Below are 13,763 nucleotides of genomic sequence, written 5' to 3'. Positions count from 1 at the left end.
TTTCTGGTCGTTGTGCTTTTCTAGCGGCAACTGCTTTCCGGCCCCGACAGCAGGTCGAGGCAGCGCCCGTCGATCTTGCCCGCATCGACCGGCAGGCCGATCAACGCCGCGAGCGTCGGCAATATGTCCACCGTCATGACCGCATTCGGCTGCTCGAAACTCTCGATTCCCCGGCGCCAGAAGAGAATCGGAACCCGGCGATCATAGTCCCATACCGACCCGTGCGTCGCGACATAGCCGATGCCCGGTTCGGGGATCGGCGTGACTCGCGGCTTGAGCGCGATGATGAAATCGCCGGAGCGCTCCGGATTGTAGGAGGCGCGCAGCTTGTCCATCAGCGTCCAGACGTCGGCCGGCCGGTTCGAGATCGGATGGGCGGCCAGTTCCTCGGCCGTCACCACCGCCTCGACCTGCGGATGCGCGCGCAGCCGTGGCAGGATGTCATCGAGCGCCGCCTTGCGCTGCGCCGGCGTCAGCGCCTTCGACAGATAATAATCGCCGCCGTCGCCATAGAGCAGGGGCTGCGGCAGGCCGAGCTTTTCGGCAACCGCCTTGCCGATCTTGTCCGGGTCGAGCGCGCGGTCGACGCGCTGCGCGTCGGGCCAGGCATTCTGGCGATTGCGTTCGGGCAGGTCGTGCCCGCCATGATCGGCCGTCAGCGCCACCAGATAATCGATGCCGGTCGCGTCGAGCCGCGCGAAGAAATCGCCGAGTTCGCGGTCGAGCGCCAGCATCTGCAGGCACATCTCGCTGCCTTCGGTACCCGTGCCGTGACCGATATAATCGGTGGCCGACAGGCCGACGATCAGCAGGTCGGTGCCCTCTCCCTCGCCCATCTTGCGGGCCTGCCGTAGCGCGGCCGCGGCCGCGAGCACCGCGCCGTCGGCCTGGGGCGAAGCCCGGAAGGCACGGAAATCGCCGCCCTCGCGCGCGAAGCGCCCGGTTCCGACGCTGCCGCCCTTGCCGCCGTCGAGCGGGATGGCGATGTCGTGCGCCGCGCAATCGGCGGGCAGCGTCAGCCCCGGCTGCGGCGCGGCGATGGCGGCGGCGATCGCCGCGCTCGCCTGCTGGGCGACTGGCGACAAGGTCGTACCGCGATAGCTGGTGAGGCCGGTGGGGGCGAGCCACATCAGCTCGTCCGCCTTGTGCCCGCCCATCATGATCGCGGAGCGGTCCTTGCCCGACACCGACACGACCTGCGCGCGCGGATCGCGATCCTTCATCAGATCGCCGAGGGTCGGCACGAGCAGATGCTTTGCCGACGGCGCATATTGATCGCCTTTCGACGAAGTGCCGGGCACCGTCTCGTCCTCGGCGCAATAGAGGCGCTTGTCCTCGCGCGCCGCCGACAGGTCGAAATAATTATTGGCGATGATGCCGGTGTGCGCGGGATGGTTGCCGGTCAGGATCGTCGAATGGCCGGGGCAGGTCTCGGTCGCGCCGTGCGCCTGATAGCCCGAGGGGAAGACGACCCCCGAGGCGAGCCGCGCGAGGCCGCGGGTAAAATGGCTGCGATATTCGGCGAACAGGTCAGCGGAAAACTGATCGACCGCGATCATCACGATCAGTTTGGGCGGCGGGGTCGCCGCCGTAACCTTTTGCACCGGCGCGACCGAATCCTGTGCGAAACCAACGCCGGCACCCGCGACGCAAAGGGCAGCGGCGAGGGTGGCGGTAAGGGTCTTGAGCTTCACGGGCGGAGTCTCCGTTGGACGAGGGTGTCGGCGCGGGCTGTCCTCTCGGCCAAAGCCGCCTATATGGCAAGCCTCGAACGACGGACAGGTGCGGGATGGGCATGGATCGGCTGAGGGACGACTTTATGACAGCGGCGTGGCGCGCGGTGCTCGCCCTGGTGACGCTCGCGCTGCTCGCGCTCGCCCCCGCCGCCGCACAGCCCACGCATATCCAGCCGAAACTCGTCGCCGAATCGCCCGCGCCCGCGCCGGGCGGATCGACTGCGGTCGCGCTGACCATGGCCCCCGACAAGGGCTGGCACGGCTATTGGTCGAACGGCGGCGACGCCGGCTTCGGCCTGCAGGTCGAATGGAACGCGCCGGAGGGGGTGACGGTCGGCGCCTTTCGCTACCCCGTCCCCGACGCGCTGATCCTCTTCGGCATGATGAACCATGTCTATGAGCATCCCTATGCGCTGATTGCCGATGTTCGCATCGACAAGAGCGTCGCGCCGGGAACCGACCTGACGCTGTCGGGCGTCGCCAACTGGCTCGCCTGCACCGACAAGGTGTGCGTACCTGAAAAGGCGGTGATCGCCGTCGCGCTGAAAGCGGGCGACGGGACGATAGCTGCGACCTCACGCAACAGGTTCGATGCTTGGCGCGCCAGGCTGCCGCAGCCGCTCGACCGCGCGGGGGCGTGGGAACGCAAGGGTGCAACGATACGCTTCGGTGTGCCGCTTCCCGAAGGGACGATGCTGAGCGAGCCTCATCTCTTTCTCGAAACGCAGAATCTCGTCGACTATCCCGCCCCGCAAAGTTTCAGTCGCAACGGCGACTGGATCATCATCGAAACGCGCGGCAAGGGCGATGCGACCGGGACCGCCGAGGGGCTGCTCAAGCTGTCGGACGGACGCGGGCTGACGGTTCGTTTCGAGCCCGCCGCGGTCCGCCGCGCCGGCGACCCGATCGCCGCGGCGCCCAACGCGGTCGATATCGGCCTGTTCTGGGCGGCGCTCGGCGGCGCGATCCTCGGCGGGCTGATCCTCAACCTGATGCCGTGCGTCTTTCCGATCCTGAGCCTGAAGGCGCTGAGCCTCGCGCGGTCGGGGGGCGAGGCGCGCACGGCCGAGGTCGAGGCGCTCGCCTATACCGCGGGCGCGGTCCTCGTCTGCCTGGCGCTCGGGGGGATTCTCCTGGGCCTGCGCGCGGCGGGCGAGCAGGTCGGCTGGGCGTTCCAGCTTCAGCATCCCGTGAGCGTGCTGATCCTGCTGCTGCTCGCCGTCGCCATCACGCTCAACCTGTTCGGCACCTATGAGCTGCCGTCGTTCGGCGGCGGGCAGAAACTCGCGAGCCAGGGCGGCGCGGCGGGCGGTTTCTGGACCGGCGCCCTCGCCGCCTTCGTCGCGACGCCGTGCAGCGGGCCTTTGCTGGGCGCGGCGCTCGGCGCGACGTTGGTGCTGCCGGCCTGGGCGGCGCTGCCTGTCTTCGGCGGGCTGGGGCTGGGGCTCGCCCTTCCCTTCCTCGCGATCGGCTTCATCCCTGCGCTACGCAACCGCCTGCCTAAACCGGGGCCGTGGATGGCGAAGTTTCGCAAGTGGATGGCGCTGCCGATGGGACTGACCGCGCTTGGGCTCGCCTGGCTCTTGTGGCGGCAGGTGGGGGAGAGCCAATGGGTAAGCCTCTTCCTCGTTTTATTGACGCTCATCAGCTTGCTCGAAGCCTGGGGTCAGAAGCAGAAGGGGAAAGCGCGGTCAGCGACGGCGATTTGGGTTTTTGCTATCCTTTTTGTCGGGAACCTGACCGTGTCGACCCTCTTGATAGTCCAGAACGAAAGGACCGCACCGGCGACCGTGGGGGCCAATTTCTCCCCCGCCGCGCTCGCCAAGGCGCGCGCGACCGGCAAACCCGTCTTCGTCTATTTCACCGCCGACTGGTGCCTGTCGTGCAAGGCGAACGAGGCGGGCGCGATCGATCGCGCGGCGGTGCAGGAGGCGTTCCGCGACAAGGGCGTCATCACCCTCGTCGGCGACTGGACGAACGGCGATCCCGTCATCACGCGGACCCTCGCCGAACATGGGCGCAACAGCGTGCCGCTCTACCTCTGGTATGCGCCGGGCGCCGAAGCACCCGTCATCCTTCCGCAGATCCTGACCTCCGGCACGCTGATTGAGCAGGCAGGCGCGCAATGATTTTTCCTCATCGTCATTGCGAGCGAAGCGAAGCAATCTCCAGCCGTCGCACCGCCTTGCCGATAGCTGGAGATTGCTTCGTCGCTGCGCTCCTCGCAATGACGGAGAATGCATGATGGCCAAGCAGCGCGCTGATCAGCTGCTCGTCGACCGTGGGCTCGCCGAAAGCCGGACGCGGGCGCAGGCACTGATCCTCGCGGGGCTCGCCTTCGTCGGCGACCGCAAGATCGACAAGGCGGGGCAGCAGATCGCCGATGATGCCGACATCAGCGTCAAGGGCCGCGACCACCCGTGGGTGTCGCGTGGCGGGATCAAGCTCGACCACGCGCTCGCGCATCTCGGCTGGGACGTCGCGGGCACGGTCGCGATCGACGTGGGGTCGTCGACCGGGGGCTTTACCGACGTGCTGCTGAGCCGCGGCGCGGCGCGCGTCTATGCAGTCGATTCGGGCACCAACCAGCTCGCGTGGAAGCTGCGGCAGGACGATCGCGTCATCGTCCACGAACAGACGAGCGCGCGCATCCTGACCGCCGGCCACATTCCCGAGCCGGTCGACCTGATCGTCTGCGACGCGAGCTTCATCGCCCTGTCGAAGGTTCTGCCGGTGCCGATGTCCTTCGCGCGCGGCGGCGCGCGGCTGGTCGCGCTGATCAAGCCGCAGTTCGAGGCCGAGCGGCACGAGGTCGGCAAGAAGGGCGTGGTGCGCGACGCCGCGGTCCACGCGCGCGTTTGCGGCGAGGTCCGGGCGTGGCTGGAGGGCGAAGGCTGGCCGGTCGCCGATCTGGTCGAAAGCCCGATCACCGGACCCGAGGGCAATGTCGAATTTCTGATCGCCGCCCAAAAGCGTTGACGCGGGCGCTGCGGGCCGCAAAACCCTTGCACGACCGAATTTTGCGCAAGGGGGCGTGTGCATGACCGAATTGGCCACTCCGGGGCAGCTTCGCATGTCCTATTGGCGCTGGGCGATGGTAACGGTTCCGGCGATCGTGTTGATCGGCAGCCTGTCGGGGCTGCTCTCGAACAGCGGCTATGGCAATCGCTGGTTCGCCGCGCTCGACCTGCCCGCGATCACCCCGCCGGGATGGGTGTTCGCGACCGTCTGGCCCGCTCTCTACGTCTGCCTCGGCCTGTCGCTCGCGATGGTGCTCCATGCGCGCGGCGCCAAGGGGCGCGGCTTCGCGCTGCTGCTCTTCTTCGTCCAGCTCGCCGCGAACCTCGCCTGGTCGCCGCTCTTCTTCGGCGCGCATCAGGTGACGACCGCGCTCTACCTGATCATCTTCATCCTGATGGTGACGGTCGCGACCGCCTTCGCCTTCTCGCCCATTCGCAAGGCGGCGGCATGGCTGCTCGTTCCCTATATGGCGTGGCTCTGTTTCGCCGCGATCCTGAATTTCCAGATCGACCAGCGCAATCCCGATGCCGAAACCCTTGTCCCCGCCGCCGCGAGCACCCAGATAGGGTGACGGCAAGGGGGCACTCCCCCACAAAGGAATTTTTGACATGCAAAGCGAGAACCGGATTTTCGACGACTTCGCCAAGATGGTGAACGGCATCGCCGGGACCGTCGCCGGCGCCGGCCGCGAGGCCGAAGCGGCGATGCGCGAGCGCGCGAAGGAATGGATCGGCCGCATGGACTTCGTCAGCCGCGAGGAATTCGAGGCGGTGAAGGAAATGGCCGCGAAGGCGCGCGCCGAGGCCGAGGCGCTGAAGGCGCGGCTCGACAAGCTGGAGGGCGCGGCGAAGCCCGCTGCGGCACCGAAGGCGGCAGCAAAACCCGCGACGGCGTCGAAGGCAGCGACGAAACCCAAAGCCGCCCCAAAAAAATGATCGTCACCCCGGCGAAGGCCGGGGTCTCGACCTGGCGTCCGGACGCCCCATTTGAGATCCCGGCCTCCGCCGGGATGACGATCGATGGGGCCGTTTGCAGACTCGCGTGCGACTGCAAGAACGTCTAGGGCGATGGTCATGAGCGACGATATCTACGACGATGACGACGGCCAGGAAGCGGCGCCGATGGAGATGCTGGCGTCCTATTTCGCCGCGCACGACTGGCCGCACGAGATGGTCGGCGAGGACGAGATCGTCGCGACCGCGCAGGGGAGCTGGACGACCTACGAACTGCGCGCGGTGTGGCGCGCCGACGATGGCGTCATCCAGTTGCTCGCCTTTCCCGACATCCGCGTCGTCGAGGACAAGCGCGCCGTCGCGCACGAGGCGCTGGCGCTGATCAACGAGCAATTGTGGCTCGGCCATTTCGAGCTGTGGTCGAACAGCGGCACGATATTGTTCCGCCACGGCATGCTGATCGGCACCAACGCCGCGCTGCCGCTCGACCTCACCGAAACCCTGGTCGAAAGCGCGATCGACGAATGCGAGCGCTTCTATCCCGTGTTCCAGTTCGTGCTGTGGGGCGGCAAGTCGCCTGCCGAGGCGCTGGCGGCCTCGCTGATCGAAACGCGCGGCGAGGCTTGAGCCTTTTTTTGCTCCGACGCGGTCTGAATCAATGACGGGACCGAAAAGCTAGCGCCTCTCGAACTTCGTCAGCCGCGGTCCCAGCTCGTTGGCGCCGATCGCCAGCGGCTCGCCGCTCCAGTCGGCGACGAACACCGACGGCCAGCTCACCCCTTCGGACAGGCGCGCGCGATTGCCCGCGATGGCGAGGCCGCGCGAGGAATTGTCGCGCCTCTCGGCCGCGACCGCGATGAAGGCCGAATGATTTTCCTTGTCGCTTCCCTGCACGAACAGATTGTTCGCGATCCGCCCGGTCGATCCCGACGGCAGGTCGATCATGTAATTGGTCGCCTGGCCCTGCGTGTCGTCGAAGCTGTTGTCGCTGACGTCGACGCGGACCGCGTGCGTCTTCAGATAATGGCCGCCGCTGCCCTTTTCGAAGCGGCTGTGGGTCACGGTGACCTGGCCGTAGGTGCCGGTATAGACGCTATGCGCGCAGCTCAGCCCGCGGTCGCAGCGGCCGAGGCGCGAGAAGGTCGAGCGGTCGATCGTCAGCGCCGCCTGCGGGTCGTCGGCGGTCAAGATGCCCTGCTCGCTGGCCCGAAACAGGCTGTTCACGACCTCGAGATCGCTCTTTTCGAGCCGGATGCCCGCACCGTTGCCGTCGGGGACGCGCATGTTCTGGAAAACGATGCCGTCGACCCGCGCGCCCGCGCCGCGCAACACCAGCGCCGCCTTGCCCTCGCAGGTCACGCCGTCGAAGATCGCACGGCCCGGTTCGGCGGCGACGAAGGCGATGCGCCCCGCGGTCTGCACCGCGCAGTCGCGGTGATAGCCGGGCGCGATGCGGATCGTCCCCTCGCCCCCGCCGAGCGCGTCGACCGCATCCTGCAGCCGCGAAAAGCCCCTGCCGTCAACACTGTAGGGCGCACTACCCGACTGCGCGGGCGACGGCACCGGCGCGAGCAGGAGCGGAAGGGCGAAGAGCGGCAGCAGCGGCCGGCGAAAGAGCGATTTTGCCATGAACGACTTATAGCCAATCTCGCGGGGCCAGTCGTTTGCAATGCTGGTTAATCCGGGGGCTGTATCGTTATCGGACAAGCTCCGGCCCAAATCTTGCCGTTCCCCCGCGAAAGCGGGGGCCCAGGGCGCCCTCCAAGCAAACGCCGGTGTTCGGACGCCCGGGGTCCCCGCCTGCGCGGGGACACTCAAAGGGACAAGATCAATCGAGGTTCGGCCGAAGCCAGCGCGTCGCGGTCGCGAGGTCGACCCCGCGCCGCTCGGCATAATCGGCAAGCTGGTCCTCGCCGATCCGCGCGACCCCGAAATAGCTCGCGTCGGGATGGCCGAAATAAAAGCCCGACACGGCCGCCGTCGGCAGCATCGCGAAATGATCGGTGAGCGTCGCGCCCGAATTGGCGCCCGCGTCGAGCAGCTCGAACAGGATCGGCTTCAGGCTGTGGTCGGGGCACGCCGGATAGCCGGGCGCGGGACGGATGCCGCGATATTCCTCCTTGATGATCGCCTCGGGCGTCAATTGCTCGCCCGGCGCATAACCCCACAATTGGGTGCGGACATGCGCGTGGAGCCGCTCGGCGAAGGCTTCGGCGAAGCGATCGGCGAGCGCTTTCAACAGGATGTCGCTATAATCGTCGTGCGCCGCCTTGAAGCGCGCGAGATGCGGCTCGATGCCATGGATCGCGACCGAAAAGCCCCCGATCCAGTCGCCATCGGGGCTGATGAAATCGGCGAGGCACATGTTGGGGCGCCCCTCGCGCTTGGCGATCTGCTGGCGCAGGAAGGGGACGCGGACATGCCGCTCCTCTTCCTCCAGATGGATGATGACGTCGTCGCCCTCGCGCCGGCACGGCCACAGCCCCGCGACGCCGCGCGCGTGAAGCCAGCCCTCGGCGATGATCGTGTCGAGCATCGCGCGCGCGTCGGCGAACAGGTTGCGCGCGCTCTCCCCGACGATCTCGTCGTCGAGGATCGCGGGATAGACGCCCGCAAGCTCCCACGCGCGGAAGAAGGGCGTCCAGTCGAACCATTCGGCAAGCTCGGCGAGGTCCCAATTGTCGAATGCGTGCACCCCCGGTTTTTCGGGCGGAAAGGGCCGGATATGCTCGTCGATCGCGAAGCCGTTGGCGCGCGCGTCGGCAATGGGGACGAGCGCGCTCTGCCCCTTGTTCGCGCGCACCTCGCGGATATGCTCATAATCCTGCTTGTAGCCGCCGACGAAGGCCTCGAATCCTGTGTCGCTGACCAGCGCGGTCGCGACGCCGACCGCGCGGCTCGCGTCGAGGACATGGAGCACCGGACCTGCATAGGCCGGGTCGATGCGCAGCGCGGTGTGGACCCGCGACGTCGTCGCGCCGCCGATCAACAGCGGCATCGTCATGCCCGCGCGCTGCATTTCCTCGGCGACGGTCACCATCTCGTCGAGCGACGGGGTGATCAGGCCACTGAGGCCGATCATGTCGGCGTCATTCTCGTTCGCCGCCTCGAGGATTTTCGACCAGGGCACCATCACGCCGAGGTCGACGATCTCGAAGCCGTTGCACTGGAGCACGACGCCGACGATATTCTTGCCGATGTCGTGGACGTCGCCCTTGACCGTCGCCATCACGACCTTGCCCTTGCCCTTCGCGCCGGGCTCCTTCGCCGCCTCGATGAAGGGGAGCAGGTGCGCGACCGCCTTCTTCATCACGCGCGCCGATTTCACCACCTGCGGCAGGAACATCTTGCCCGAGCCGAACAGGTCGCCGACGACGTTCATCCCGTCCATCAGCGGGCCTTCGATGACCTCGATCGGGCGGTCCATCGCGAGGCGCATTTCCTCGGTGTCCGCGACGATATGCGCGTCGATGCCCTTGACCAGCGCATGTTCGAGCCGCTTGCGCACCTCCCAGCCGCGCCATTCCTCGGCCGCCTTTTCCTGCGCGGCGTCCTTGCCCTTGTAGCGTTCGGCGAGCGCGATCAGCCGTTCGGTCGGGCTTTCCGCCTCGCCCTCGACCTTGCGGTTGAGGATGACGTCCTCGCAGGCGTTCCGCAGCTCGGGATCGATCGTGTCGTAGACGTCGAGCTGGCCTGCATTGACGATCGCCATATCGAGCCCGGCGGGGATCGCATAATAGAGGAACACGCTGTGCATCGCGCGGCGCACGACTTCGTTGCCGCGAAAGCCGAACGACAGGTTGGAGAGGCCGCCCGAGAAATGCGCGTGCGGACAGCGGACGCGGATTTCCTTCACCGCCTCGATGAAGTCGACCGCATAATTGTCATGTTCCTCGAGCCCCGTCGCGATGGCGAAGATATTGGGATCGAAGATGATGTCCTCGGGCGGGAAGCCGATGCCGGTGAGCAGCTTGTAGGCGCGTTCGCAAATCTCGATCTTGCGCGCTTTCGTGTCGGCCTGCCCGACCTCGTCGAACGCCATCACGACGACCGCAGCGCCATAGGCCATGCACTTACGGGCGTGCGCGAGAAAGGGCTCTTCGCCCTCCTTCATGCTGATCGAATTGACGATCGGCTTGCCGGGCACGCATTTGAGGCCGGCCTCGATCACGTCCCATTTCGACGAGTCGATCATCACCGGCACCCGCGCGATGTCGGGCTCGGCGGCGATCAGCTTCAGGAAGGTGGTCATCGCGCGCTCGGCGTCGAGCAGCCCTTCGTCCATGTTCACGTCGATGACCTGCGCGCCATTCTCGACCTGCTGGCGCGCGACCTCGACCGCGGCGGTGAAATCGTCGGCGAGGATCAGCTTCTTGAACGCCGCCGATCCGGTGACGTTGGTGCGCTCGCCGATGTTGACGAAACTGGAGGAGGCGGCGGTTGTCATGGGGTAATCCTGAATATGAATATTAGACAGCAAGCGGGCGGGCGAGGACGCGGTCGTCGTAGAGCTTGCCCCCGACGTTGAAGCGGCGCGTTCCGATGTCGGCGAAGCCCTGCTTGCGGTAGAAGGCGAGCGCGCGTTCGTTGCGGGCATAGACGCCGAGGAGCAGGCGGCGATGACCATCGGCCGCCGCGACCGCCTCCCGCATCAGCGCGGCGCCGAGGCCGCTGCCGTGGAAGCGCGACAGCGAATAGATGCGCTTGAGCTCGATATCGCCCTCCTCCGCCGCGTCGAGGTCGGGCTTGCCGACGAGCGCGAAGCCGATCGGCGCGCCACCGGGCTGCGCCTCGGCGAGCCACGCCCGCGCGCCCGACGCCAGCCGGGCGCGATAGGCGCCCGCTTCATGCTGCGCGGCGCAATGCGCGACGATCGCCGCGCCGTCGAGAATGCCGGCGAAGGTTTCGAGGAAGGTCGCCGCACCGATCAGCGCGAGCGCGGCGGCGTCATCCTCTCCGGCCTCGCGGATCGTCCATGTTGGTCCGTCGTCCATCAGGACGCGGCCGCCATGGTGAAGGGTTCGAGCCCGGCCAGCCGCGTGCGCACCGGCACGTCGGGGACATAGCGCGGCGCAAGACCCTCGACCGCCTTCGCCATCGCGGCGATGTGCGCCGGCGTCGAACCGCAGCAGCCGCCGAGGATATTGACCTGGCCATGCTCGGCCCATTCGCGCACCAGCCCGGCGGTCGTGTCCGGCATCTCGTCATATTCGCCGAGCTCGTTGGGCAGCCCTGCGTTCGGATAGACCATCACCAGCGTGTCGGCGAGGTCGGAGAGAACGCGGACGTGCGGGCGCAGCTGCGCCGCGCCGAACGAGCAGTTGAGCCCGACGGTCAGCGGCCGTGCGTGGCGCACCGCGTACCAGAAGGCCTCGACCGTATGACCCGACAGGTTGCGGCCCGACAGGTCGGTGAGCGTCATCGAGATCATCAGCGGCAGTTCGCGCCCCACCTTGGCCTCGGCTTCGAGCGTGGCGGCGATTCCGGCTTTGGCGTTCAACGTGTCGAAGATCGTCTCGATCAGGATGAAATCGGCGCCGCCCTCGGCGAGCGCGACCACCTGGTCGAGATAGACGTCCTTCAATTCGTCGAAGTCGATCTCGCGATAGCCGGGGTTATTGACGTCGGGCGACAGCGACAGCGTCTTGTTCGTCGGCCCGACCGCGCCGGCAACGAAACGGCGGCGGCCGTCCCGCGCCTGAAACTTGTCGGCCGCCTCGCGCCCGAGCCGTGCGCTTTCATGGTTGATGTCGGCGACCAGCGCCTCGGCGCCATAGTCGGCCTGGCTGATCCGGTTGGCGCTGAAAGTGTTGGTCGATACGATGTCGGAGCCCGCCGCGAGATAGGCTTCGCCAATCGCCGCGACCACGTCGGGGCGGGTCAGCGCGAGGATATCGTTGTTGCCCTTCTGGTCGTGGGACAGCCCAAGGCTTCCCGCATAATCGGCCTCGCCGAGCTTGCGGAGCTGGATCTGCGTGCCCCAGCCGCCGTCGGTGAGGAGGATACGCTCCTTCGCGGCAACCTGCAGGGCTTCGCGGGCGCTGGTCGTCATGCGGCTTGTTCCTTCGCGGGGGCTGCGGCCGGACGCAGGCCGAGCAGATGGCAAATGGCGTAGCTCAGCTCCGCCCGGTTGAGCGTGTAGAAGTGGAAATCGCGCACCCCGCCCGCATAGAGGCGGCGACACATTTCGGCGGCGATCGTCGCGGCGACGAGCTGGCGCGCCGCGGGCAGGTCGTCGAGCCCCTCGAACAGCGACACCATCCACGACGGGATCGCCGCGCCGCACATATCGGCCATGCGCCGCGTCTGCGACACGTTCGACACCGGCAGGATGCCGGGAAGGATCGGCGCGTCGATACCCGCCGCGGCGGCGGCATCGCGAAAGCGCAGGAAGGCGTCGGGCGAGAAGAAGAATTGCGTGATCGCGCGCGTCGCGCCCGCATCGAGCTTGCGCTTCAGATTGTCGAGGTCGGCCTGCGGGCAATCGGAATCGGGATGGACCTCGGGATAGGCGGCGACCGAAATGTCGAACGGCGCGATAGCCTTGAGCCCCGCGACCAGTTCGGCGGCATTGGCATAGCCTTGCGCGTGCGCGCGATAGGGCTCGCCACCCGGAACGTCGCCGCGCAGCGCGACGATATGGCGCACCCCGGCGTCCCAATAGGCGCGCGCGACCGCGTCGATCTCCTCCTTCGAGGCCTCGACGCAGGTCAGGTGCGCCGCGGGCGGCACCGCGCTCTCCGCCGCGATGCGCGCGACGGTCGCGTGGGTGCGCTCGCGCGTCGACCCGCCCGCGCCATAGGTGACCGAGACGAAGCTCGGGCCGAGCGGCTCCAGCGTGCGGAACGTGTCCCACAGCTGCGCTTCCATCTTCTCGCTCTTGGGCGGGAAGAATTCGAAGCTGACGCCGATGTCGCCCGCAAGATCGGCGAACAGCGGCGATGCGGCGGCGCGGCGCGCCTCTGCGATAGAATTGAGGGGCGATGTCATGCCGCAAGCCTTTTACGCGGGCCGTCGCCTTCGCGGGCGACCGGCGGTTGATCCTCGTCGCTGCGCCGGCGGCCGAGCCAGAGCTTCACGGCCAGCTCCCCGCCTTCGAGCGTCTGGGTGGTTTCGAGCAGCAGGCCCGACGAGGCGAACCAGCCGCGGATCTGCGCGTCCGAAAAGCCGAGGCGCGCGTGCGCCGCGAGCGTGCGCAGTTCCTCATCCTCGTGCGGCGCGAAATCGACGACGAGCAGGTGTCCGCCGCCACGCAGCACCCGGCCCGCCTCGGCGATGACGCGGTCGGGTTCGTGCGCGAAATGGAGCGCCTGATGGATGACGATGCTGTCGATGCTCGCGTCCTCGACCGGCAGGTTCAGGAAGTCGCCCTGGACGAGGTCGATCGGCACCGGCTGGCCGGCGAGCTTCGCCCGCGCGATGCGCAGCATGTCGGGGCTGCGGTCGAGCGCGGTGATGCGGCGCACCGTCGGCGCGAAGATTTCGGCCATGCGCCCGGTGCCCGTGCCGATATCGAGCAGGTGCCCGAGCCGGCGCCCCGCAACCATCGCGAGCATCGCCGCCTCGACCTCGCTCTCGGCGACGTGGCGCGACCGGATCGCGTCCCATTCGGCGGCATGCTCGGCAAAATAGCGCTCGGCGGCGGCGACGCGGTCGGTTCGCACCGCCGCGAGCCGGTGCGCATCGTGCGCGACCACCAGCGCCTCGCGCGCCGAAAAGGGCCACTCGTCGGCGCGCGCGATGATGTCGCTCACCGGCCCCTCCTCGACGATGCGCAGGAAAACCCAGCTCCCCTCGCGCCGACGCTCGACGATTCCGGCGTCGGCGAGGATGCGGACGTGGCGCGATACGCGCGGCTGGCTCTGCTCGAGCACGACCGCCAATTCGCCGATCGCCAGCTCCATCTCGCGCAGCAAGGCGACGATCCGCAGACGCGTCGGATCGGCCAGAGCGCGGAAAATGTCGAGCAGCTCGGTCATGAACCTACATATAAAGCTTTCTTTATATCCGGTCAACCGGACAAGGGCCCGCCTTTTCCTGCCGCTTGCACGGG

Annotated in this window: 12 protein-coding genes; 5 read left to right on the top strand and 7 right to left on the bottom strand. The window is 67.6% G+C overall.

From position 1 onward, the window contains the following. Positions 1-20 precede the first annotated feature (20 nt). On the bottom strand, positions 21-1,694 hold the full coding sequence (locus ACOTSS_RS02960) for an alkaline phosphatase family protein (protein WP_448690054.1): 1,674 nt from the start codon (positions 1,692-1,694) through the stop codon (positions 21-23). A gap of 125 nt (positions 1,695-1,819) precedes the next feature. Here ACOTSS_RS02960 and ACOTSS_RS02955 point away from each other — a divergent pair, with 125 nt between their 5' ends. The 5 genes from ACOTSS_RS02955 (at position 1,820) to ACOTSS_RS02935 (ending at position 6,337) form a co-directional block, all read left to right on the top strand. Then, a complete protein-coding gene (locus ACOTSS_RS02955) occupies positions 1,820-3,865 on the top strand; it encodes a protein-disulfide reductase DsbD family protein (protein ID WP_448690053.1) in 2,046 nt (681 codons plus the stop codon). 115 nt (positions 3,866-3,980) lie between these two features. Beyond that, positions 3,981-4,715 carry a TlyA family RNA methyltransferase gene (locus ACOTSS_RS02950; RefSeq protein ID WP_448690052.1) on the top strand — a complete coding sequence of 245 codons (735 nt, stop codon included), beginning with the start codon at positions 3,981-3,983 and terminating at the stop codon, positions 4,713-4,715. Positions 4,716-4,776: 61 nt separating this feature from the next. Next, positions 4,777-5,328 carry a TspO/MBR family protein gene (locus tag ACOTSS_RS02945; RefSeq protein WP_448690051.1) on the top strand — a complete coding sequence of 184 codons (552 nt, stop codon included), beginning with the start codon at positions 4,777-4,779 and terminating at the stop codon, positions 5,326-5,328. A gap of 37 nt (positions 5,329-5,365) precedes the next feature. Next, positions 5,366-5,692, top strand: a complete 327-nt coding sequence (locus ACOTSS_RS02940; protein ID WP_448690050.1) for an accessory factor UbiK family protein — start codon at positions 5,366-5,368, stop codon at positions 5,690-5,692. Positions 5,693-5,830: 138 nt separating this feature from the next. Next, positions 5,831-6,337 carry a YbjN domain-containing protein gene (locus ACOTSS_RS02935; protein ID WP_448690049.1) on the top strand — a complete coding sequence of 169 codons (507 nt, stop codon included), beginning with the start codon at positions 5,831-5,833 and terminating at the stop codon, positions 6,335-6,337. Between the two features lie 48 nt (positions 6,338-6,385). On the opposite strand, the gene ACOTSS_RS02930 is transcribed toward ACOTSS_RS02935, so the two are convergent. From ACOTSS_RS02930 to ACOTSS_RS02905, 6 genes are all read right to left on the bottom strand, one after another. Beyond that, the gene (locus ACOTSS_RS02930; RefSeq protein ID WP_448690048.1) at positions 6,386-7,339 is read right to left on the bottom strand and encodes a right-handed parallel beta-helix repeat-containing protein; all 954 of its coding nucleotides are present in this window, start codon (positions 7,337-7,339) and stop codon (positions 6,386-6,388) included. A 199-nt stretch (positions 7,340-7,538) separates the two neighbouring features. Continuing rightward, positions 7,539-10,157 (bottom strand): methionine synthase, encoded by a 2,619-nt coding sequence (metH, locus tag ACOTSS_RS02925; RefSeq protein WP_448690047.1) that lies wholly within the window; start codon positions 10,155-10,157, stop codon positions 7,539-7,541. Positions 10,158-10,179: 22 nt separating this feature from the next. Beyond that, complete coding sequence (locus ACOTSS_RS02920) at positions 10,180-10,704, bottom strand: N-acetyltransferase family protein (RefSeq protein WP_448690046.1); 525 nt, start codon at positions 10,702-10,704, stop codon at positions 10,180-10,182. Continuing rightward, positions 10,704-11,762, bottom strand: coding sequence for a homocysteine S-methyltransferase family protein (locus ACOTSS_RS02915; protein ID WP_448690045.1), 1,059 nt, complete (start codon positions 11,760-11,762; stop codon positions 10,704-10,706). Before ACOTSS_RS02915 ends, ACOTSS_RS02920 begins: the two co-directional genes overlap by 1 nt. After that, positions 11,759-12,700 carry a methylenetetrahydrofolate reductase gene (gene metF / locus ACOTSS_RS02910; RefSeq protein ID WP_448690044.1) on the bottom strand — a complete coding sequence of 314 codons (942 nt, stop codon included), beginning with the start codon at positions 12,698-12,700 and terminating at the stop codon, positions 11,759-11,761. The genes ACOTSS_RS02915 and metF overlap by 4 nt, the downstream gene beginning before the upstream one ends. Next, positions 12,697-13,689: an ArsR/SmtB family transcription factor gene (locus tag ACOTSS_RS02905; RefSeq protein ID WP_448690043.1), complete on the bottom strand. Its 993-nt coding sequence runs from the start codon at positions 13,687-13,689 to the stop codon at positions 12,697-12,699. Before ACOTSS_RS02905 ends, metF begins: the two co-directional genes overlap by 4 nt. Positions 13,690-13,763 lie beyond the last annotated feature (74 nt).

Source organism: Sphingopyxis sp. NJF-3, assembly GCF_053514865.1.
The sequence above is the reverse complement of the archived record's forward strand: the minus strand, read 5'-3'. Positions and strand labels throughout refer to the sequence as shown.